The organism is Streptomyces sp. NPDC025833 (assembly GCF_055558055.1).
The window spans coordinates 556723-578222 of record NZ_JBVHNF010000001.1 but is presented as its reverse complement, the minus strand read 5'-3'; the positions used below and the strand labels follow the sequence as shown (position 1 = coordinate 578222).

Below are 21500 nucleotides of genomic sequence, written 5' to 3'. Positions count from 1 at the left end.
GCTAAGCGCTTGCTCGTTCAGGTCTTGTGCCCGATGGAACGCCTTCCTAGCATCACCGGTGTTACATCAGTTGTGTCACACACGCTTGGGGGCTGGACGCATGACTACGCCAGGGACACCGCCGGCGCCGGGCACCGGACCGCTGCACGGCGTGCGCGTGGTGGAACTCGCCGGCATCGGGCCGGGCCCGTTCGCCGCCATGCTCCTGGCCGACCTCGGCGCCGACGTGGTCCGGGTGGACCGCCCGGGCGGCGTGGGCCTCGGCATCGACCCGGCCCGCGACGTCACCAACCGCAACAAGCGCTCGATCCTGGTCGACCTGAAGGCGCCCGACGGCCCCGCCCGGGTCCTCGACCTCGCCGAGCGGGCCGACGTCCTCGTCGAGGGCTACCGCCCGGGCGTCGCCGAGCGGCTCGGCGTCGGCCCCGACGACTGCCGCGCCCGCAACCCCCGCCTGGTCTACGGCCGGATGACCGGCTGGGGCCAGGACGGCCCCCTCGCCCACCGCGCCGGCCACGACATCGCCTACATCGCGCTCACCGGCACCCTCGGCATGATCGGCCGCCCGGACGAGCCCCCGGTCGCGCCCGCCAACCTCCTCGGGGACTACGCGGGCGGCTCCCTCTACCTGGTCGTGGGCGTCCTCGCCGCCCTGCACCACGCGCGCGCGACCGGCACCGGCCAGGTGGTCGACGCGGCCATCGTCGACGGCACCGCCCACCTGTCCGCGATGATCCACGGCATGCTCGCCGCGGGCGGCTGGCAGGACCGGCGCGCCGCCAACCTCCTGGACGGCGGCTGCCCCTACTACGGCACCTACGAGACCGCCGACGGCCGGTACATGGCGGTCGGCGCCCTCGAAGCGAAGTTCTACGAGGAGTTCCTGCGCCTGCTCGGGCTCGACGGCCTGGCGTCCGCCCGCACCGACTGGACCCGCTGGGGCGAACTGCGCGAACGGATCGCCGCCGCCTTCAGGTCCCGCACCCGCGCCGAGTGGACGGCCGTCTTCGCGGACTCCGACGCCTGCGTCGCGCCCGTCCTGGGCCTGCGCGAGGCCCCGGCCCACCCGCACCTCGCCGCCCGCGGCACCTTCACCGACCACGACGGCATCACCCAGCCCGCCCCCGCCCCCCGCTTCTCCGCGACCCCCGCCACCGTCCGCACCGGCCCCGCCCGCCCCGGCGCGGACACGGCGGCGGTCGTCCGCGACTGGGGACTCCCGCCACACCCCGCCGACGACCCCGGCGACCGGGTCGCCGACGGCGGCCGATCCCGCCCTCCCGCCCGGCCCACCTCCCGAAAGGCACACCAGTGAGCACCGAAGCGTACGTGTACGACGCGATCCGCACCCCGCGCGGACGCGGCAAGGCGAACGGCGCCCTGCACGGCACGAAGCCCATCGATCTGGTCGTCGGCCTCATCCACGAGATCCGCGACCGCTTCCCCGGCCTGGACCCGGCCGCGATCGACGACATCGTCCTCGGCGTCGTCGGCCCCGTCGGGGACCAGGGCTCCGACATCGCCCGGATCGCCGCCATCGCCGCCGGACTGCCGGACACGGTCGCGGGCGTCCAGGAGAACCGCTTCTGCGCCTCGGGCCTCGAAGCCGTCAACACGGCCGCGATGAAGGTCCGCTCCGGCTGGGAGGACCTCGTCCTCGCGGGCGGTGTCGAGTCCATGTCCCGGGTCCCGATGGCCTCGGACGGCGGCGCCTGGTTCAACGACCCGATGACCAACCTCGCCGTCAACTTCGTGCCGCAGGGCATCGGCGCCGACCTGATCGCCACCATCGAGGGCTTCTCCCGCCGGGACGTCGACGAGTACGCGGCCCTGTCCCAGGAGCGCGCCGCCACCGCCTGGAAGGAAGGCCGCTTCGACCGCTCGGTGGTCCCCGTCAGGGACCGCGCCGGCCTGGTCGTCCTCGACCACGACGAGCACCCGCGCCCCGGCACCACCGCCGACTCCCTCGCCAAGCTCAAGCCGTCGTTCGCCGACATCGGCGACCTGGGCGGCTTCGACGCGGTCGCCCTCCAGAAGTACCACTGGGTGGAGAAGATCGACCACGTCCACCACGCGGGCAACTCCTCTGGCATCGTGGACGGCGCCTCGCTCGTCCTCGTCGGCTCCCGGGAGGCCGGCGAGCGCCACGGCCTCACTCCCCGCGCGCGCATCGTCGCCGCGGCCGTCTCCGGCTCCGAGCCGACCATCATGCTCACCGGCCCCGCCCCGGCCACCCGCAAGGCCCTGGCGAAGGCCGGACTCACCATCGACGACATCGACCTGGTCGAGATCAACGAGGCGTTCGCCGCGGTCGTCCTGCGCTTCGTGAAGGACATGGGCCTCTCCCTGGACAAGGTCAACGTCAACGGAGGCGCCATCGCCCTCGGCCACCCGCTCGGCGCGACCGGCGCCATGATCCTCGGCTCGCTCGTCGACGAACTGGAACGCCAGGACAAGCGCTACGGCCTCGCCACACTGTGCGTCGGCGGCGGCATGGGCATCGCCACCATCGTCGAACGCGTCTGACCTCCCCGCGGAACCAAGCGAGACAACGGAGACGACTGTCATGACCGAGAGCACCACCATCCGCTGGGAGCAGGACGACACCGGTGTCGTCACCCTCGTCCTGGACGACCCCGACCAGTCCGCGAACACCATGAACGAGGCGTTCCGCACCTCCCTCGCCGCGACCGCCGACCGGCTGGAGGCCGAACGGGACTCGATCCGCGGCATCATCCTCACCTCCGCGAAGAAGACCTTCTTCGCCGGCGGCGACCTGCGCGACCTCATCCGCGTCACCCCCGGCACCGCGCAGGAGCTGTTCGACGGCGGCCTCGCCCTCAAGCGCGACCTGCGCCGCATCGAGACCCTCGGCAAGCCGGTCGTCGCGGCGATCAACGGAGCGGCCCTCGGCGGCGGCTTCGAACTGGCCCTCGCCTGCCACCACCGCGTCGCCCTCGACGCCCCCGGCACCAAGATCGGCTGCCCCGAGGTCACCCTCGGCCTGCTCCCCGGCGGAGGCGGCGTCGTCCGCACCGTACGGCTGCTGGGCATCACGGACGCCCTGCTGAAGGTGCTCCTCCAGGGACAGCAGTACAACGCCCGGCGCGCCCTGGAGAACGGCCTCGTCCACGAGGTCGCCGCCACCCCCGAGGAACTGCTCGCCAGGGCCCGCGCCCACATCGACGCCCACCCCGAGTCCCGGCAGCCCTGGGACCAGCCGGGCCACCGGATCCCCGGCGGCACGCCGGCCAACCCGAAGTTCGCCGCCAACCTGCCCGCCTTCCCGGCCAACCTGCGCAAGCAGACCGGCGGCGCCCCCTACCCCGCCCCGCGCAACATCCTCGCCGCGGCCGTCGAGGGCTCCCAGGTCGACTTCGAGACCGCGCAGGTGATCGAGGCCCGCTACTTCGTCGAGCTGGCCGCCGGGCAGACCGCGAAGAACATGATCCAGGCGTTCTTCTTCGACCTCCAGGCGGTCAACTCAGGCGTCAGCCGGCCACGGGGCGTCGAGCCCCGCCAGGTCCGCCGGGTCGCGGTCCTCGGCGCAGGCATGATGGGCGCGGGCATCGCCTACGCGTGCGCCCGCGCGGGCATCGAGGTCGTCCTGAAGGACGTCTCCCTGGAGGCGGCCGTCAAGGGCAAGGGCTACTCGGAGAAGCTGTGCGCCAAGGCCGTCGCCAAGGGCCGCATCAGCCGGGAGAAGGCCGACGCGCTGCTCGCCCGCATCACGCCCACCGCGGAGGCGGCCGACCTCGCGGGCTGCGACGCGGTCATCGAGGCCGTCTTCGAGGACACGGCCCTCAAGCACAAGGTGTTCCAGGAGATCGAGTCGGTCGTCACCCCCGACGCGCTGCTGTGCTCCAACACCTCCACGCTGCCCATCACCGCCCTCGCCGAGGGCGTGCAGCGCCGGGCCGACTTCATCGGGCTGCACTTCTTCTCGCCCGTCGACAGGATGCCGCTGGTCGAGATCATCAAGGGCGAGCGCACCGGCGACGAGGCCCTCGCCCGCGCCTTCGACCTGGTCCGGCAGATCAACAAGACGCCGATCGTCGTCAACGACTCGCGCGGCTTCTTCACCTCCCGGGTGATCGGCCAGTTCATCAACGAGGGCGTCGCCATGGTCGGCGAGGGCATCGAGCCCGCCTCCGTGGAGCAGGCCGCCGCCCAGGCCGGCTACCCCGCCAAGGTGCTTTCCCTCATGGACGAGCTGACCCTCACCCTGCCGCGCAAGATCCGCACCGAGACGAAGCGGGCCGTGGAGGAGGCGGGCGGCACCTGGACGGCGCACCCGGCGGAGGCGGTCGTCGACCGCATGGTGGACGAGTTCGGCCGTCCCGGCCGCAGCGGCGGCGCCGGCTTCTACGACTACGCCGAGGACGGCGCCCGGACCGGGCTCTGGCCGGGCCTGCGCGAGCACTTCACCAAGCCGGGCCACGAGATCCCCTTCCGCGACATGCAGGAGCGGATGCTCTTCGCCGAGGCGCTCGACACCGTGCGCCTGCTGGAGGAGGGGGTGCTGACCTCGGTCGCCGACGCCAACATCGGCTCGATCCTCGGCATCGGCTTCCCCGGCTGGACCGGCGGCGTCCTGCAGTACATCAACGGCTACGAAGGGGGCCCGGCCGGCTTCACGGCCCGGGCGCGCGAGCTGGCCGAGCGCTACGGCGAGCGGTTCACCCCGCCCGCGCTGCTCGTGGAGAAGGCCGGGAAGGGGGAGCGGTTCGGCGACTCAGCCCGCCCCTGATCCGCCCACCCACTCGCTCAGCTCCTCCCGCAGCGACCGCTGGAACGTCGTGAGCAGGGCCTGCACCACCAAGGGGTGCATGTGCGCGGACAGGGACCGCACGTCCTGGGCGTCACGCTCCGCGACCGCGCCGCGGAACAGCCGGGAGAGTTCGTGGGCCGCGGCGCGCGAGTGCTCGATGAGCACGGAGCGCGCCGCGAGGATCACCTCCTGCGACAGCGGTACGTCGAGGAGCCCCACGCCGAGCCGGAGCAGCCCGGAGTCGACGCGGAAGGTGTCCCCGTCCACCGCCACGACGACGCTCATCGCCGCCAGCCGCTCCAGCTCCTCGGCGGTGAGCGCCCGCCCCGCCCGCCGGTCCAGTTCGCACCGGGACACCGTGTCCACCGCGTCCGGCGCCCAGGACGCGACGACCGCCCGGTGAATGGCCAGGTCGTGCGGGGTCAGGCCGTCAGGGAGCTGCTTCAGGTACCGCTCGATCGCCGCGAGGGTCATGCCCTGCTGCCGCAGCTCCTCGATGAGGGCCAGCCGCCCCACGTGGTCCGGACCGTACTGCCCGACCCGGCGCGGCCCGATCACCGGAGGGGGCAGCAGCCCCTTGCTGCCGTAGAAGCGGACGGTGCGGACCGTGACGCCCGCCCGGGCGGCCAGCTCGTCGATGGTGAGGGGCGTCGCGTCCCCGGCCTCGGTCGTCATGCGTGCCAGTATCGCTGTCCCACCGGAACGGTGAAACCCTTCGTGGACGTCGCGTGGATCATGAGGGGGTCGTGTGAGAAGCGACGCTTCGTGACATGGGCCACCGCGTACCCACGGGCCTCTGGGGGAAGCTGCTGTCTTGGTCTGTACCGCGACACGAGGGTGGTGCGGGCCAAGACCTGCACGAACCCCGGGCCCGCGCGGCCCGGGCGCACCAGGAAGTGAAACCACCCGTGACCAAGGAAGCCGTGGAGCCGGCAGAGGCCGCCCCCCACCCCCCGGCGGCCCAGGCGCCCGCGGACGCGGGCGACGCCGGTTACAGCAAGGACCTCAAGCCCCGCCACGTCAACATGATCGCCATCGGCGGCGCGATCGGCACCGGGCTGCTCCTGGGCGCCGGCGGACGTCTCCACAACGCGGGACCCGCGCTCGCGCTGGCCTACCTGGTATGCGGCGTCTTCGCCTTCTTCGTCGTCCGCGCCCTCGGCGAGCTGGTCCTCTACCGGCCCTCCTCCGGATCCTTCGTGTCCTACGCGCGCGAGTTCCTCGGCGAGAAGGGCGCCTACGTCGCCGGCTGGATGTACTTCCTGAACTGGTCGACCACCGGCATCGCCGACATCACCGCGATCGCGCTCTACACGCACTACTGGAGCCTGTTCACCTCGATACCGCAGTGGGTGCTGGCGCTGGTCGCCCTCGCCGTCGTCCTCACCGTGAACCTCATCTCGGTGAAGATCTTCGGCGAGATGGAGTTCTGGTTCGCGATCATCAAGGTCGCGACCATCGTCGGCTTCATGCTGATCAGCATCTTCCTGCTCGCGACCCAGCACAAGGTCGGCGGCCACACCCCCGGCCTGAGCGTCATCAGCGACCACGGCGGCCTCTTCCCGCACGGCGTGATGCCGGCCATCCTGGTCATGCAGGGCGTGATCTTCGCCTACGCCGCCCTGGAGCTGGTCGGCGTGGCCGCCGGCGAGACCGCCGAGCCGGAGAAGGTCGTCCCGCGCGCGGTGAACTCGATCATGTGGCGCGTGGCCCTGTTCTACGTCGGCTCGGTCGTGCTCCTCGCGCTGCTCCTGCCCGGCTCGGTGTACTCCGGCGACGAGAGCCCGTTCGTGACCGTGCTGTCCAAGATCGGCGTCCCGGCGGCCGGCGACGTGATGAACCTGGTCGTGCTGACCGCCGCCATGTCCTCGCTGAACTCCGGCCTGTACTCCACCGGCCGCATCCTGCGCTCCATGGCCACGGCCGGATCCGCGCCGAAGTTCACCGCCCGCATGAGCAGCCGCCAGGTCCCCTACGGCGGCATCCTGCTGACCTGCGCCGTCTGCGTCCTCGGCGTCGGCCTGAACTACCTGGTGCCCAGCCAGGCCTTCGAGATCGTGCTGAACGTCGCCTCCCTCGGCATCATCAGCACCTGGGTGATCATCATGCTCTGCCACATGGTGTTCGTCCGCCGCGCCCGCGCGGGCCGGGTGACGCGCCCGCACTTCCGGCTGGGGTTCAGCCCGGTCACGGAGATCGCCACGATCACCTTCCTGCTGGTCTGCCTCGGCATGATGTGGAACGACCACGAGGTGGGCCGCAGGACCCTGCTGCTCATCCCGGTGCTCGCGGTCATGCTGGTCGCCGGCTGGTTCGGCGTCCGCCGCCGGGTGGGCGAGCACGCCCGCCGCGAGCCCGTCGCCCCCGCGGAGTGACGGCCCGGGGCGGGCCGCCTGCGGCCCGCCCCGCGAGAGCGCCGGCCCCGGCCGCCGCCGGCGACGAGCGCCGGGCGGCCTGCCCGGCACCCCCTCCCACAGCGGTCACGAAGTCCTCGCGCCGCGGTGACACGCCCCGCGGCGGTGCCGTGCCGGAGGACGGTCCCCGGTACGGCACCGCCGCCGCGCCGTCCGCGACGGCACGTCCGGGTCAGCGCCCGTGCACGTCGTTCGTCGCCTGGATCTTCTTCCACGACTTCGGCTGCGCCACCGCCGCCCCGGCCTTCACCAGCGCCCGGGCCGACGGCGCGGCCGGCTTCGACGGCTGGAACAGCCAGGTGTCGAACAGCGCCCCGAGCGGCTTGCGCGAGATCTTCTCGGCGTACTTCCGGAAGTCGGCCACCGAGGCGTTGCCGTAGGCGTGCTCCTTCGGCCAGCCCTTGAGGATCGCGAAGAACGCGTCGTCACCGATCGCGTTCCGCAGCGCCTGGATCGCCAGGGCACCGCGGTCGTAGACGGCGGAGTCGAACTGGTGGTCCGCGCCGGGGTCACCGGGCGCCACCGTCCAGAACGCGTCGTCCGCCGGGTGCGAGGCGTACACGTAGTCGGCGAGCTCCTGCGCGGTGCCCTCGCCCTCGTGTTCGGACCACAGCCACTGCGCGTACCGGGCGAAGCCCTCGTTGATCCAGATGTCCTTCCAGCCCTTCAGCGACACGTAGTCGCCGTACCACTGGTGGGCCAGCTCGTGCACGACCACGGACGTGTTGGAGCCGTTCGCGAACTGCCTCGGGCTGTAGTAGATGCGGGACTGCGTCTCCAGCGCGTACCCGGTGGTGGTGTTCGGGACGTAACCGCCCACCGAGCTGAACGGGTACGGCCCGAAGTAGCCGCTCAGCCAGTCCACCAGCTCCCCGGTGCGCTCCACGCTGGCCCGGGCGGCGCCGTCGTTGTCGCCCAGGTCCTTGCTGTAGGCGTTGAGGACGGGCACGCCGCCGTCGGAGGTGCCGGTGGTGATGTCGAACTTCCCGACCGCGAGGGTGGCCAGGTAGGTGGCCTGGGGCTTGTTCTGCCGCCAGGAGTAGCGGGTCCAGCCCAGCTTGGAGCTGGTCGCCTGGAGCGTGCCGTTGGAGATGGCCTGGGTGCCGTCCGGGACGGACACCGACACGTCGTAGGTCGCCTTGTCGCTCGGGTGGTCGTTGCTCGGGAACCACCACCAGGCCGCCTCGGGCTCGTCCGCGGCCACCGCGCCGTCCGGCGTCCGGTGCCAGGTGGTGACACCGTAGGCGCTCTTCGTCGACGGCACCCCGCTGTAGCGGACCACGACCGTGGCCGTCGTGCCCTTGGCGAGCGGCGTCTTCGGGGTGACGACCAGTTCGTGCTGGCCGGACCTGGTGAAAGCCGCCTGCGCGCCGTTGACCCGCACCTCGCTCACGTCCAGCAGGAAGTCCAGGTCGAAGCGGGACAGGTCCTGCGTCGTCTTCGCCAGGATCGTCGCCGTGCCCTGCAACTCGTCCGTCCTCGGCTGGTACTGCAGCCTCAGGTCGTAGTGCGAGACGTCGTAGCCGCCGTTGCCGTAGTACGGGTAGTAGGGGTCGCCGATGCCCGGCGCGCCGGGGGTGCCGGCCGCGGCCGATGCCGGGATCGCCAGCAGGACGGAGGCCGCCGCCAGTGCGCCCGGCGCGATGATTCTGCGGTGCACGTCAGCTCCAAGTCGTCGGGACGGAAAGTCCGTTCGCCAGAATTCTGTTCGCCGACCTTATTCAGTCCCAGCGCCCCCGGGCCTGTCCACGGCACCACTCGTCACACGATCGCCATTCGGCCGACACGAGCAACGGGCCGTCTTCTGCGCACGGGCCGCCCGCAGTACCGTCCGCGCATGCCGAAACGCACACGCACGACGATCCGGAGAGCCCTGGCGAGCGCCGCCGTCGCCGCCCTGGCGGCCGTGTTCCCGACCCCGGTCGCGGCCCGGGCCGTGCCGCGCGAGAGCCGGCCCGTCTACTCCTACGCCCACGCCGTCCGCGAGTCCGTGTGGGTGGACACCGGGCTCGACGAGGACGGTGACGGACGCGGCGACCGCGTCGCGGCCGACATCGTCCGGCCCGCGGAACCGGCCCGGCAGGGGCGCAAGGTGCCGGTCGTCATGGACGCCAGCCCGTACTACTCCTGCTGCGGACGCGGCAACGAGAGCCAGCTCAAGACGTACGACGCCGCCGGCCGCGTCGTGCGGATGCCGCTGTTCTACGACAACTACTTCGTGCCCCGCGGCTACGCCTTCGTCGGCGTCGACCTCGCCGGCACCAACCGCTCCGGCGGCTGCGTCGACGTCGGCGGCCGGTCCGACGTCCTCTCCGCCAAGGCCGTCGTCGACTGGCTCAACGGCCGCGCCCGGGCCTACACCAGCCGCACCGGCGGCACCCCGGTGACGGCCGGCTGGACCAACGGCCGGACCGGCATGATCGGCAAGAGCTGGGACGGCACCATCGCCAACGGGGTCGCCGCCACCGGCGTCAAGGGACTGCGGACCATCGTCCCGATCAGCGCCATCTCCTCCTGGTACGACTACTACTTCGCCCAGGGCGCCCCCCTCTACGAGGGCGGCCCCGACGAACTGGCGGACTACGTCGAGAACCAGGACGCCCACGCCCACTGCGCGGACGTACGGCGCAGGCTCGTCGAGGGCAGTCCGCGCAGCGGCGACCTGACCCGGCTGTGGGCCGAGCGGGACTACGTCAGGGACGCGGGCCGGGTGCGCGCCAGCGTGTTCCTGGTGCACGGCATGCAGGACCTCAACGTCCGCACCAAGCACCTCGGCCAGTGGTGGGACGCCCTCGCCCGGCACGGCGTCAAGCGCAAGATCTGGCTGTCCCAGACCGGCCACGTCGACCCCTTCGACTACCGGCGCGGCGCCTGGGTCGACACCCTGCACCGCTGGTTCGACCACGAACTCCTCGGCTACGACAACGGCGTCGACCGCGAGCCGGCGGCGGACGTCGAACGCCACCCCGACCAGTGGGTCACCTCCGCCGCCTGGCCACCGCGCGGCACCCGCGCCGCCGTCCTGCGCCCGGCCCCCGGCAGCCTGGCCGGTGTCGGCACCCTCGGACTGCGCCGCGCCACCGGCACCGAGACCTTCCGGGACGACCCGGCGCTGAACGAGACCGACTGGGCCGCGCACCTCACCGCGTCCACGCCCGAGAAGGCGGGCTTCCTCACCGCGCCCCTCACCCGCGACCTGCGCCTGGCCGGCTCCGCCGAGGTGACGGTCACCGCCACGCCGACGACCGCATCCGCCCACCTGTCCGCCGTCCTGGTCGACGTCGGCCCGGACACCATCCGCGACTACGCCGACGGCGGCGAGGGCATCACGACCCTGTCCCGGCGCGACTGCTGGGGCGCGAGCACGGCCGGGGACAGCGCCTGCTTCAAGGAGACCCGGGCCAGGACGGCGGCGGTCGACCACACCGTGGTCAGCCGCGGCTGGGCCGACCTCGGCCACCACGCCTCGGCGGCCAGGGGCGTCCCGCTGACGCCGGGCAGGGCCTACACGATGACCGTCCGCCTCGCGGCCACCGACCACGTCGTCCCCGCCGGGCACCGCCTGGCGCTGATCGTCGCCGGCACGGACCGGGACCTCATCGACCCCCCGTCCACCAGGCCGACGCTCACCGTCGACCTGTCCCGCACGACGGCGCGGGTACCGCTGGTGGGCGGCGCGGCGGCCTTCGCCCGCGCCACCGCCGGCCACGCGCCCGCCGCCACGCCGACCCCGCTGCCCGGCTTGCGCCCCCGCCACACCGACCACCACATCCCGACGGCCTGACCACCCGCCGGGCCGGACACCCCCGTGCCCCGGCGCCGACCCGGCACCCACGCCACGGGCACGAGTCGCGGCGCGCCGGGGCGGGAGGCGGCCGTGGCGCGGCGACGGGCCGGCTGCCCCGGGCCCGGCGTGGAGGTGGCGGGGCAAGCCGTGACGCGTCGTCAGCGTGCCCTGCGGCGGGCCGGCCGCCCGGCGGTCGCGCGAGCCGGCTCGCGATGGTGCGGGGGTTCGGCGGGCAGGTGGCGGGGGCGAGCCGTGACGCATCGCGGGGCTCCCTGCGGCGCAGCGGGAAGCGGCGGCGGGCCGGCCGCCGGGCGGTCGCGTGTGCCGGCTCAGGGCGCGGTGGTGGTCCGGGGCAGGCGGGGATGTGTCACGCATCGCCCGCCGGGCTTGTGCGGCGGGGCGGGGAGCGGCGGCGGGTCGACTGTGCGGCGCTCGCGCGTGCCGGTTCGGGGTGGGGTAGCGGTCCAGGGGTTCGGCGGGCAGGTGGCGGGGGCGGGGGCGGGCCATGACGCATCGCGGGGCTCCCTGCGGCGCAGCGGGAAGCGGCGGCGGGCCGGCCGCCGGGCGGTCGCGTGTGCCGGCTCAGGGCGCGGTGGCGGTCCGGGGCCGGCGGGGACGTGTCACGCATCGCGGGGCTCCCTGCGGCGCAGCGGGAAGCGGCGGCGGGCCGGCCGCCGGGCGCTCGCGCGTGCCGGCTCAGGGCGCGGTGGCGGTCCGGGGCCGGCGGGGACGTGTCACGCATCGCCCGCCGGGTTTGTGCGGCGCAGCGGGAAGCGGCGGCGGGCCGGCCGCCGGGCGGTAGCGTGTGCCGGCCTAAGGCGCGGCGGGGCTTCGGGGGCCGGTGTGGGGGCGGCGGGGCGAGCCGTCACGCATCGCCCGTGGGGCCCCTGCGGCCGCTCGGCGCAGAGTGCGGCGGGCGCGCTGCGGGAACGGGGTGCGGTGCGGCGACCGTGCCGTCCCCGCCCCGCGCGCGGGAAGCGGAGCGCGCCGTGGTGGTCCAGGGCTCACGGGGCCGGGAACGCCAGTTCCGCCGCTTCCCGTGCGCATCCCCAGGCGACCGTGACGCCGGCGCCGCCGTGGCCGTAGTTGTGCACCAGCGCACGGCCCCCGGGCAGGGGCTGCCGCTCCAGCCGTACCGCCTCCCGGGCCGGCCGCAGCCCCACCCGGTGCGCGAGCACCCGGGCCCCGGCGATCTCCGGCCGGACGGCCGCGCACCGGGCGACGATCGCCGCGGCGGTCGCCGGATCGGGCTCCAGGGACCAGTCGTCCTCCTCGGCCGTGCCGCCCAGCAGCAGCCGGTCCGGCTGCGGGATGAAGTAGGTGGACGCGGCCGAGGAGTGGTCCACGGCGGTGAACCAGTCGGTGACCCCCGGGTTCTCCACCACGACGAGCTGCCCGCGCACGGGACGCACCGCCGGGTCCGGCACCAGCGAACGGGCCCCGAGCCCCGTGCAGTTGACCACCACGGCGGCGGGCACCGCGGCGAGGTCGGTCACCTCGCGCACCTCCACCGCGCCCCCCGCCCGGACCAGCCGCCGCCGCAGCCACTCCAGGTGCACCGGCATGTCGATCACCGGCAGCCGCGCCGCCAGCCCGCCGGGCACCGCCCGCAGCCCCGGCACCCGGCCCGCCCAGGGGCCCAGCTCCTCCAGCCGGGTCCCGTCGTGCACCCCCTCGACCAGCCGCACCCCCGTCTCCCCGGGCCGGGCCGCCAGTTCCCCGTACACGCCGAGGGACTCCAGCGCCCACGCACCGGTCAGCGGCTCCGGCTCGATGCGGTACGGCCACCACAGGCCGCCCGCGACCGCGGAGGTGGTGCGCCCACCCGGCTCCCGCGCCCACACCCGCACCCGCCGCCCGGCCTCGGCCAGCAGCACGGCCGTCGTCAGGCCGGTGACCCCGCCTCCGACCACGATCACTTCGTCACTCGGCTCACTGTCCACGTCAGGACGATAGGCCCTGCGCCCGCGGACCCGGCAGGCCGGTCACGGCTCCACACGCCCGGCCGCCGCGACACGGGGCGGAGCCACGCGCGCCGCGACACCGTACGGAGCCATGCCCGCCGCGACACCGGGCGGAGCCGTGACCGCGGCGCCGTTAGGATCGGCGTCCTGATGACTGCCACCCTCGTAGCCAAGAACCTCGCCGCCGGGCACGGCGACCGCTCCCTGTTCTCCGGGCTCGACCTCGTCGTCGCGCCCGGCGACGTGATCGGGCTGGTCGGCGCCAACGGCGCGGGCAAGTCGACCCTGCTGCGGATGCTCGCCGGGCTCACCCGGCCCGAGCACGGGGAGCTCCGGCTGTCCCCGCCGGCCGCGACCGTCGGCCACCTGCCGCAGGAACCGGAGCGCAGGCCGGGGGAGACCGTCCGGGAGTTCCTGGCCCGCCGCACCGGTGTCGCCGAGGCCCAGCGGGTCATGGACGAGGCCACCCAGGCCCTGGTCGACGGCGCGCCCGGTGCCGACGACGCCTACGCGACCGCCCTGGAGCGCTGGCTCGGGCTCGGCGGCGCCGACCTCGACGAGCGCGCCGAGGAGGTCGCCGGCTCCCTCGGCCTGGCGGTCGGCCTGGACCAGCCGATGACCGCGCTCTCCGGCGGTCAGGCGGCCCGTGCCGGCCTCGCCTCGCTGCTGCTGTCCCGCTACGACGTCTTCCTCCTGGACGAGCCCACCAACGACCTCGACCTGGACGGCCTGGAGCGGCTGGAGCGGTTCGTCACCGGCCTGCGGGGCGGCACCGTCGTGGTCAGCCACGACCGCGAGTTCCTCACCCGCACGGTCACCCGGGTCCTCGAACTCGACCTGGCCCAGCAGCAGGTCAACCTCTACGGCGGCGGCTACCGGTCCTACCTGGAGGAGCGCGAGGTGGCCCGCCGGCACGCCCGCGACGACTACGAGGAGTACGCCGACAAGAAGGCCGCCCTCCAGGACCGCGCCCAGACGCAGCGGGCCTGGATGGACAAGGGCGTCAAGAACGCGCGGCGGAAGGCGGGCTCCGACAACGACAAGATCGGCCGCAAGTTCCGCAGCGAGGCCAGCGAGAAGCAGGCGGCCAAGGCCCGGCAGACCCAGCGCATGATCGAGCGCCTCGACGTGGTGGAGGAGCCGCGCAAGGAGTGGGAACTGCGCATGGAGATCGCCTCCGCCCCGCGCTCGGGCGCGGTCGTGGCGACCCTGCGGGACGCCGAGGTGCGGCGCGGCGGCTTCACCTTCGGGCCGGTCACGCTCCAGGTCGACTGGGCGGACCGGATCGCGGTGACCGGGGCCAACGGCGCCGGGAAGTCCACCCTGCTCGGCGCGCTGCTGGGCCGGGTCCCGCTCGACTCCGGGCACGCGGCCCTCGGCTCCGGCGTCCTGGTCGGCGAGGTCGACCAGGCCCGCAAGCTGTTCCACGGGCCCGAGACCCTGATCGACGCCTTCTGCGCGGCCGTCCCCGACACCGAACCGGTCGAGGTCCGGACCCTGCTGGCCAAGTTCGGCCTGAAGTCCGCGCACGTGCCGCGCCCCGCCGAGAGCCTCTCCCCGGGCGAACGCACCCGCGCCGCGCTCGCCCTGCTCCAGGGCCGGGGCGTCAACCTGCTCGTCCTGGACGAACCGACGAACCACCTGGACCTGCCGGCCATCGAGCAGCTCGAATCGGCCCTCGACGCCTACGAGGGCACCCTGCTGCTGGTCACCCACGACCGGCGCATGCTGGACGCGGTCCGGGTGACCCGGCGCCTGGAGGTCGCCGACGGCAAGGTGACGGAGCGCTAGCCGTACGGTTCCGTCCTCCCGGCACACGGCGGGGGAGAGGCGGGCGGGGCCGCGCGCGGTGTGCGCGGCCCCGCCCGGCGGCTCAGCGCCGCTTGTCGTTCGGGTTCAGCAGCCCCGCCCGGCGCAGCGCGTCCGCCATCGCGCTGTTGGCCGGCGGCGGCGCCTGCCGGCCACCGCGGTCGCCACCGCCACGGCCCTGCCGCTGGCCGCCGCCCTGGCGCTGGCCGCCGCCCTGCCGCTGCCGGGGCGGGCGGGCACCGCCGCCGCGCTGCTGCCGGCCTTCGCCCTGTCCCTGTCCCTGTCCCTGCCCCTGTCCCTGCGGCGCGGCCTCGTCGTCCAGGCGCAGGGTCAGGGCGATGCGCTTGCGCGGGATGTCCACGTCCAGGACCTTCACCTTGACGATGTCACCGGGCTTGGCGACCTCGCGCGGGTCCTTGACGAACGACTTCGACATCGCCGACACGTGCACCAGGCCGTCCTGGTGGACGCCGACGTCCACGAACGCCCCGAAGGCGGCCACGTTGGTCACCACGCCCTCCAGGACCATCCCGGCGGACAGGTCGGAGATCTTCTCCACGCCCTCCTTGAAGGTGGCGGTCTTGAAGGCCGGCCTGGGGTCGCGGCCCGGCTTCTCCAGCTCCTTCAGGATGTCGGTGACGGTCGGCAGGCCGAAGGTGTCGTCCACGAAGTCGGCCGGCCGCAGCGAGCGCAGCACGCCGGTGTTGCCGACGAGGGACGCGACCTGCTGCCCCGTGGTCTTCACCATGCGGCGCACCACCGGGTACGCCTCCGGGTGCACGCTGGAGGCGTCCAGCGGGTCGTCGCCGCCGCGGATGCGCAGGAAGCCCGCGCACTGCTCGTACGCCTTCGGACCGAGCCGGGCCACCTTCTTCAGCCCGGAACGGGAGGTGAACGGCCCGTTCGCGTCCCGGTGCGCCACGATGTTCTCGGCGAGGCCCGAGGAGATGCCGGACACCCGCGACAGCAGCGGCACCGACGCGGTGTTGACGTCGACGCCGACGCCGTTCACGCAGTCCTCGACGACCGCGTCCAGCGAGCGGGAGAGCTTCACCTCGGACAGGTCGTGCTGGTACTGGCCGACGCCGATCGACTTCGGGTCGATCTTCACCAGTTCGGCCAGCGGGTCCTGGAGGCGCCGCGCGATGGAGACCGCGCCGCGCAGCGACACGTCCATGCCGGGCAGTTCCCGCGAGGCGTACTCGGAGGCGGAGTACACCGACGCGCCCGCCTCCGACACCATCACCTTGGTGAGCTTCAACTCGGGGTGCTTGGCGATCAGTTCGCCGGCGAGCCGGTCGGTCTCGCGGGACGCGGTGCCGTTGCCGATCGCGACCAGCTCGACCGCGTGCTCCCGGGCCAGCCGGGCCAGCCGGGCGAGCGCGTCGTCCCACTTGTTGGCCGGCACGTGCGGGTGGATCACGTCCGTGGCGACCACCTTGCCGGTGGCGTCGACCACGGCGACCTTCACCCCCGTGCGGAAACCGGGGTCCAGACCGAGCGTCGCGCGGGTGCCGGCCGGGGCGGCGAGCAGCAGGTCCCGCAGGTTCGCCGCGAACACGTTCACCGCCTCGTCCTCGGCGGCCGTGCGCAGCCTGAGGCGCACGTCGATGCCGAGGTGGACCAGGATGCGGGTGCGCCAGGCCCAGCGGACCGTGTCCGCCAGCCACTTGTCGGCCGGGCGGCCCCGCGCGGCGATCCCGAACCGGGAGGCGACGACGCCCTCGTACGACGAGGGTCCCTCGGTGGCCTCCTCCGGCTCCAGGACGAGGTCGAGGACCTCCTCCTTCTCACCGCGCAGCATCGCCAGGACGCGGTGCGAGGGCAGCTCGGTGAACGGCTCGGCGAAGTCGAAGTAGTCGGCGAACTTGGCGCCCGCCTCCTCCTTGCCCTCGCGCACCTTCGCCACGAGCCGCCCGCGCACCCACATGCGTTCGCGCAGCTCGCCGATGAGGTCGGCGTCCTCGGCGAACCGCTCGGTGAGGATCGCCCGCGCGCCGTCCAGCGCGGCCTGGGGGTCGGCCACCCCCTTGTCCGCGTCCACGAACGCCGCGGCGGCCTCGGCCGGTTCCACGGACGGGTCGCTCAGCAGCCCCTCCGCGAGCGGCTCCAGTCCCGCCTCGCGCGCGATCTGCGCCTTGGTGCGCCGCTTGGGCTTGTAGGGGAGGTAGACGTCCTCCAGCCGCGCCTTGGTCTCGGCGCCGCGGATCCGCGCCTCCAGCTCCTCGGTGAGCTTGCCCTGTTCCCGCACCGAGTCGAGGATCGCGGCCCGCCGCTCCTCCAGCTCCCGCAGGTAGCGCAGCCGCTCCTCCAGGGTGCGCAGCTGCGCGTCGTCGAGCATCTCGGTCGCTTCCTTGCGGTAGCGAGCGATGAAGGGCACCGTGGAACCGCCGTCGAGCAGTTCCACCGCGGCCTTCACCTGCCGCTCCCGTACGCCGAGCTCCTCGGCGATCCTGCTTTCGATGGACCCTGCTCCGATGGACCCGGGTGTCGTCACGATCCCGTACCGCCTTCTCCACTGAGGTTGCGCGGCAATTGTGGCAGGTGGCACCGGCGACCGGGGATCAGGGCGCTCTCCCGGCGGGGCGCGGGCCCCGCGCGGGCGGGCCGCTTCACCCGGTCGTGGGCACGCTCCAGGTGAAGCACGGCCGCCTGCGCTCCAGGAAGGCGGCGACCCCCTCCGCGGTGTCACCGCCCGCGCGCGCCTGGGCGGTCCAGTGGGCGTCCCGGTCGGTGCGGCCGTCCACGAACTCCTTCGCGGCGGCCTGCGTGAGCTGCGAGCGGGACACGAGGACGCGCGTCAGCTCCGCGACCCGCTCGGCCAGCCGGCCCCCGGGCAGCACCTCGTCCACCAGGCCGGCGCGCAGGGCCCGCCCGGTGTCGATCAACTCGGCCGTGAACAGCAGGTACTTGGCGGTGGCCGGGCCGACCAGCGCGACCAGCCGGCGGGTCGCGGAGGCCGGGTAGACGACACCGAGGCGCGCCGGTGTGACCCCGAACAGCGCGCCCTCCTCGGCCAGGCGCAGATCGCAGGCCGCCGCGAGCTGCGCCCCGCCGCCGACGCAGTGCCCGCGGACCGCGGCGACGGTCGGCTTGGGGAACGCGGCCAGGGCCTCCTCGGCCGCCACCGCGAGGGATTGCGCCTCCTCCGGGGAACCGCGGAGCGTGGAGATGTCCGCGCCAGCGCAGAAGGTGCCGCCCTCCCCGGTCAGGACCAGCGCCCGTACCCGCGGATCCCGGGCCAGTTCGTCCAGCAGCGGGGGCAGGGCCCGCCACATCGCCGTCGTCATGGCGTTGCGCTTGGCGGGGTGGCGGATCACCACGGTGGCGACCGAGTCGGCGACCTGGTGCGTCAGCTGGGGCTCCATACGATGATCGTATCGGCCGGGTGGGCCGTCCCGCCGGGCCGCGGAACCGTTCCCGTACAAGCCGACCAGTTCGCGAACCGGCGCCCGGGGCACCGGAAACAGTCCCGCCCGCGACCGGCTCGCGCGCAGTCGGTCGGAAACCGTCCGAAACCCGCTGACTTCTGTTCAGGCAGCCGGGCGGGAGCACATCGTTACCAACACTCGACGTGTGGTGACAATCGAGCGCGAGGGCGGAGACCGGACGAGGGACGACCACGGGCGCGGGGACGGCCCGCGCCCGGCGGGGGACGGCGGACGGCCCCCCGAACCGCTGCCGTACGAGGGCGTCTGGCGGTTCACGGCGGCCGCGGTGGACGCCTCGGTCCCGCAGGCCCGGCACGCGGTGCGGGACCTGCTGACGCGCCAGGGCGTACCGGTCCCGGAGGACCTGGTGCACGGGCTGCTGCTGATCGTCTCGGAGCTGGTCACCAACGCGGTCCGGCACGCCGCGCTGCTGTCGCCGGTGCTCGCCGTGGAGGTGGCCGTGGGCGCCGAGTGGGTGCGGGTGTCCGTGGAGGACGACCACCCCTACCGGCCGACCGCCCTGGAGGCCGACCACGGGCAGACCGGCGGCCGGGGGCTGCTCCTGGTCCGCGAGGTGGCCCGCGAGGCGGGGGGAGTGCTGGACGTGGAGCACACCGCGAGCGGCGGCAAGGTGATCTGGGCGGCCCTGCCGCTCAGGCCCGTGGCGCCGGCGTAGCGGGACCGGGCGGGCTCACCAGCCCGCGGACGGACCCGTCAGCTCCCGGATCGCCGGGCGGGCCGCGTCCAGCACGGTCATGAACCAGGCCGAGAACGGCTCCCGCTCGTGCCGGTCGGCCAGCTCGGCCGCCGTCACGAAGGCGGCCTGGGCGACCTCCTCGGCGTCCGGCACCGGCGGCGCCTGCACCAGGCCGACGAACAGGTGGTTGAACTCCTGCTCGACCAGGCCGGAGACGGGGTCGGGGTGGTTGTAGCGGACCGTGCCGGCCGCCGCGAGCAGCGACGGGGACACACCCAGCTCCTCGTGGGTGCGCCGGGCGGCCGCCGCGAACGGGGCCTCGCCGGGGTACGGGTGGCCGCAGCAGGTGTTGGACCACACGCCGGGGGAGTGGTACTTGCCGAGCGCCCGCTGCTGGAGCAGCATCCGGCCCTGTTCGTCGAAGAGGAACACCGAGAACGCCCGGTGCAGCAGTCCCGGCGGCTGGTGCGCGGCGAGCTTCTCCGCGGTGCCGATCGTCACGCCCTTCTCGTCGACGAGTTCCAGCAGAATCGCCTCTGCGGTGCCGTTCGAGGAGTCGTGCGTCTCGGTGGCGGGTGTGATCGGCATACTCATCCTTCGCTTCGGTCCTGGCACCCCAAGTCTGCCGTACGGATCCGGCGCTTCCGGCACGTCCGCGCCTTCGCGCGCGGCGCGCTCCGGGGAGCCGGACCCGGTAGGACATCGTGCCCGGCGGCCGCGGCCGGGAACCGTGCGGGGTGCGCCGAACGACAGTGCGCACCGGTCAGTGGCACAGCCGTGCCTCGTGCTCGGCGTGCCCGCCCGGCTCCAGCCGGAAGGTGCGGTGCCTCACGTCGAAGTGGTGGCCCGGGCAGGCCTGGAGCTCGTGCGGCATCTTCTCGTGCCCGATGGCGTTCAGGGCGTCGGTGCCGACCACCGGGTGCGCCGACAGCACCGGCAGGCCCGAGGCGATCGTCCAGGCGTGTAGTTCGTGCACGTCCTCCACGCAGTCCAGCGGGCCGCCTCCAGCAGCAGCTCCAGCGTCTCGCGCAGCAGCTTCAGGGTCCGCGGGACGATCATCGGCCCGATGACCGGCGAGGCGATGGGGTCGGCCGGCTGCCGGCCGGTGGCCAGGACCACCGCCGCCGACAGGAGCACCGCGGAAGGTGCGGTTGGTGCTGGGCGGGCGGCTGAACGAAGTGGACGGCGAGCAGCGCCATGCCGAGGCCCACCGCGTCGGTCGCCCTGTGGGCCGCGTCCGCGATCAGCGCGAACGAGTCCGCAGCCGGGCCCCCGGCGGTCTCGACGGCACCGTTGTCGTCCGCCCTGACCTGCGGAAACGTTCCGCAGGTCAGGGTGCGGGCGCCTTGGGCGGCACGCGGGGAACAGCCCGCCGCCGGGGCCCGGCGGCGCTCCGGGGCGCCTGCCGGACGGCGCTCCGCGCTACCCGGCGTGGTGCAGGCGCCAGCCCGCCCAGGCCGACTCGATCATCTCCCGGACACCGCGCCGGGCCCGCCAGCCGAGGGTCTCGGCGGCCCGCTCCGCCGAGGCCACCGCGCGCGGCGCGTCCCCCGGGCGGCGGGGCTCGACCACGGGCGCCCGGCGGTCGCCGGTGACCTCGCCGATCACCGTGATCAGCTCGCGCACCGAGACCCCCTCGCCCCGGCCGACGTTCAGCGTCAGATCGCCCGCGCTGTCGCCGGCGGCCGGCCGCCGGGCCGCCGCCAGGTGGGCCTCCGCCAGATCGGCGACGTGGATGTAGTCCCGGACGCAGGTGCCGTCCGGCGTCGGGTAGTCGCCGCCGAAGATCCGCGGGGCGTCCCCGCGGGTGAGCCGGTCGAAGACCATCGGCACGATGTTGAACACACCGGTGTCCGCGAGCTCCGGCGCCGCCGCGCCCGCCACGTTGAAATAGCGCAGGCAGACCGTGGAGATCCCGTGCGCCCGCCCGGCCGCCCGCACCAGCCACTCCCCGGCCAGCTTGGTCTCGCCGTACGGGTTCACCGGGGCGCACGGGGTGTCCTCAGTGATCAGCCGCACGTCCGGGTTGCCGTACACCGCGGCCGACGAGGAGAACACCAGCCGGCCTACGCCCGCCTCCGCGACCGCGTCCAGCAGCGTGGCCAGGCCGCCCACGTTCTCCCGGTAGTAGCGGGTCGGCGCGGCCACCGACTCCGCGACCTGCTTGCGCGCCGCGAGGTGGACGACGCCCGTCACGCCGTACTCCGCGAGGACCCGCCTCAGCAGCGGCCCGTCCAGCGTCGAGCCCCGGACCAGCGGAACGTCCGCCGGCAGCCGCGAGGGCACCGCCGCCGACAGGTCGTCCAGCGCCACGACGCTCTCCCCGGCGCCCGCCATGGCCCGCGCCACGTGCGCTCCGATGTATCCGGCTCCGCCGGTGATCAGCCACGTCATGGTCGCCCACCCTATGCGGACCCGGCCGCTGTCCCGGTTGCCCGGGTCTGCCCCCATGGGTTTGTGGGCCGGGCCCCGGATCCCCGATGATGATCGCGGCGAAGGCCGCGTCAGGCCCCGTGGGCCGGACCGTGAACGGCCGGTGAACACGGACTCCGGACCATCCGATAGCCTCAGCCGACATGCCGCCCGGGCGCCGCAGGCAGGGCGCCCCACCACGCAGAAGACCGGCG

14 protein-coding genes and 1 pseudogene are annotated in these 21500 nt (G+C 74.1%); 7 read left to right on the top strand and 8 right to left on the bottom strand.

Going from position 1 to position 21500, the window contains the following annotated elements; translation table 11 throughout:
* Positions 1-100 precede the first annotated feature (100 nt).
* Genes ACZ4K2_RS02495 through ACZ4K2_RS02485 form a run of 3 tightly spaced genes read left to right on the top strand, consistent with a single transcriptional unit; the run spans position 101 to position 4750 of the window.
* Positions 101-1315, top strand: coding sequence for a CaiB/BaiF CoA transferase family protein (locus ACZ4K2_RS02495; RefSeq protein WP_467472154.1), 1215 nt, complete (start codon positions 101-103; stop codon positions 1313-1315).
* Positions 1312-2526: an acetyl-CoA C-acetyltransferase gene (locus ACZ4K2_RS02490; protein ID WP_467472156.1), complete on the top strand. Its 1215-nt coding sequence runs from the start codon at positions 1312-1314 to the stop codon at positions 2524-2526. Before ACZ4K2_RS02495 ends, ACZ4K2_RS02490 begins: the two co-directional genes overlap by 4 nt.
* Positions 2527-2566: 40 nt before the next feature.
* Positions 2567-4750 (top strand): 3-hydroxyacyl-CoA dehydrogenase NAD-binding domain-containing protein, encoded by a 2184-nt coding sequence (locus ACZ4K2_RS02485; protein ID WP_467472158.1) that lies wholly within the window; start codon positions 2567-2569, stop codon positions 4748-4750.
* On the opposite strand, the gene ACZ4K2_RS02480 is transcribed toward ACZ4K2_RS02485, so the two are convergent.
* Positions 4736-5446, bottom strand: coding sequence for a helix-turn-helix domain-containing protein (locus ACZ4K2_RS02480; RefSeq protein ID WP_467472160.1), 711 nt, complete (start codon positions 5444-5446; stop codon positions 4736-4738). The two genes, ACZ4K2_RS02485 and ACZ4K2_RS02480, sit on opposite strands and share 15 nt — an antisense overlap.
* Positions 5447-5679: 233 nt before the next feature.
* Between ACZ4K2_RS02480 and ACZ4K2_RS02475 the strand changes: the two genes are divergently transcribed.
* Entirely contained in the window at positions 5680-7146 is a 1467-nt protein-coding gene (locus ACZ4K2_RS02475) for an amino acid permease (protein ID WP_467472163.1), read from the top strand.
* A 211-nt stretch (positions 7147-7357) separates the two neighbouring features.
* On the opposite strand, the gene ACZ4K2_RS02470 is transcribed toward ACZ4K2_RS02475, so the two are convergent.
* Positions 7358-8845 carry a M1 family metallopeptidase gene (locus ACZ4K2_RS02470; RefSeq protein ID WP_467472166.1) on the bottom strand — a complete coding sequence of 496 codons (1488 nt, stop codon included), beginning with the start codon at positions 8843-8845 and terminating at the stop codon, positions 7358-7360.
* 177 nt (positions 8846-9022) lie between these two features.
* Here ACZ4K2_RS02470 and ACZ4K2_RS02465 point away from each other — a divergent pair, with 177 nt between their 5' ends.
* On the top strand, positions 9023-10969 hold the full coding sequence (locus tag ACZ4K2_RS02465) for a Xaa-Pro dipeptidyl-peptidase (protein WP_467472169.1): 1947 nt from the start codon (positions 9023-9025) through the stop codon (positions 10967-10969).
* 1007 nt (positions 10970-11976) lie between these two features.
* Here the strand turns inward: ACZ4K2_RS02465 and ACZ4K2_RS02460 are convergent.
* Positions 11977-12891, bottom strand: coding sequence for an FAD-dependent oxidoreductase (locus ACZ4K2_RS02460; protein WP_467472814.1), 915 nt, complete (start codon positions 12889-12891; stop codon positions 11977-11979).
* A 195-nt stretch (positions 12892-13086) separates the two neighbouring features.
* Between ACZ4K2_RS02460 and ACZ4K2_RS02455 the strand changes: the two genes are divergently transcribed.
* On the top strand, positions 13087-14727 hold the full coding sequence (locus tag ACZ4K2_RS02455) for an ABC-F family ATP-binding cassette domain-containing protein (RefSeq protein ID WP_467472171.1): 1641 nt from the start codon (positions 13087-13089) through the stop codon (positions 14725-14727).
* A gap of 82 nt (positions 14728-14809) precedes the next feature.
* On the opposite strand, the gene ACZ4K2_RS02450 is transcribed toward ACZ4K2_RS02455, so the two are convergent.
* Together ACZ4K2_RS02450 and ACZ4K2_RS02445 are read right to left on the bottom strand one after the other, a co-directional pair.
* On the bottom strand, positions 14810-17242 hold the full coding sequence (locus tag ACZ4K2_RS02450; RefSeq protein WP_467472173.1) for a Tex family protein: 2433 nt from the start codon (positions 17240-17242) through the stop codon (positions 14810-14812).
* A 115-nt stretch (positions 17243-17357) separates the two neighbouring features.
* The gene (locus tag ACZ4K2_RS02445; RefSeq protein WP_467472175.1) at positions 17358-18113 is read right to left on the bottom strand and encodes an enoyl-CoA hydratase/isomerase family protein; all 756 of its coding nucleotides are present in this window, start codon (positions 18111-18113) and stop codon (positions 17358-17360) included.
* A 208-nt stretch (positions 18114-18321) separates the two neighbouring features.
* Here ACZ4K2_RS02445 and ACZ4K2_RS02440 point away from each other — a divergent pair, with 208 nt between their 5' ends.
* The gene (locus ACZ4K2_RS02440; protein WP_467472177.1) at positions 18322-18852 is read left to right on the top strand and encodes an ATP-binding protein; all 531 of its coding nucleotides are present in this window, start codon (positions 18322-18324) and stop codon (positions 18850-18852) included.
* 15 nt (positions 18853-18867) lie between these two features.
* Here ACZ4K2_RS02440 and idi read toward each other — a convergent pair whose 3' ends face one another.
* From idi to galE, 3 genes and pseudogenes are all read right to left on the bottom strand, one after another.
* Positions 18868-19461: an isopentenyl-diphosphate Delta-isomerase gene (gene idi, locus ACZ4K2_RS02435; protein WP_467472179.1), complete on the bottom strand. Its 594-nt coding sequence runs from the start codon at positions 19459-19461 to the stop codon at positions 18868-18870.
* Between the two features lie 175 nt (positions 19462-19636).
* Positions 19637-20207, bottom strand: a pseudogene (locus ACZ4K2_RS02430) (cation diffusion facilitator family transporter).
* An 88-nt stretch (positions 20208-20295) separates the two neighbouring features.
* Positions 20296-21267 carry a UDP-glucose 4-epimerase GalE gene (gene galE, locus ACZ4K2_RS02425; RefSeq protein ID WP_467472181.1) on the bottom strand — a complete coding sequence of 324 codons (972 nt, stop codon included), beginning with the start codon at positions 21265-21267 and terminating at the stop codon, positions 20296-20298.
* Between the last annotated feature and the right edge of the window lie 233 nt (positions 21268-21500).

Bases quoted from the DNA above. Each gene is read 5' to 3' on its own strand.
- ACZ4K2_RS02480 (WP_467472160.1), bottom strand. From the start codon at position 5,446: ATGACGACCGAGGCCGGGGACGCGACGCCCCTCACCATCGACGAGCTG.
- ACZ4K2_RS02455 (WP_467472171.1), top strand. From the start codon at position 13,087: ATGACTGCCACCCTCGTAGCCAAGAACCTCGCCGCCGGGCACGGCGAC.
- ACZ4K2_RS02465 (WP_467472169.1), top strand. From the start codon at position 9,023: ATGCCGAAACGCACACGCACGACGATCCGGAGAGCCCTGGCGAGCGCC.
- ACZ4K2_RS02445 (WP_467472175.1), bottom strand. From the start codon at position 18,113: ATGGAGCCCCAGCTGACGCACCAGGTCGCCGACTCGGTCGCCACCGTG.
- ACZ4K2_RS02485 (WP_467472158.1), top strand. From the start codon at position 2,567: ATGACCGAGAGCACCACCATCCGCTGGGAGCAGGACGACACCGGTGTC.
- ACZ4K2_RS02495 (WP_467472154.1), top strand. From the start codon at position 101: ATGACTACGCCAGGGACACCGCCGGCGCCGGGCACCGGACCGCTGCAC.
- galE (WP_467472181.1), bottom strand. From the start codon at position 21,267: ATGACGTGGCTGATCACCGGCGGAGCCGGATACATCGGAGCGCACGTG.
- idi (WP_467472179.1), bottom strand. From the start codon at position 19,461: ATGCCGATCACACCCGCCACCGAGACGCACGACTCCTCGAACGGCACC.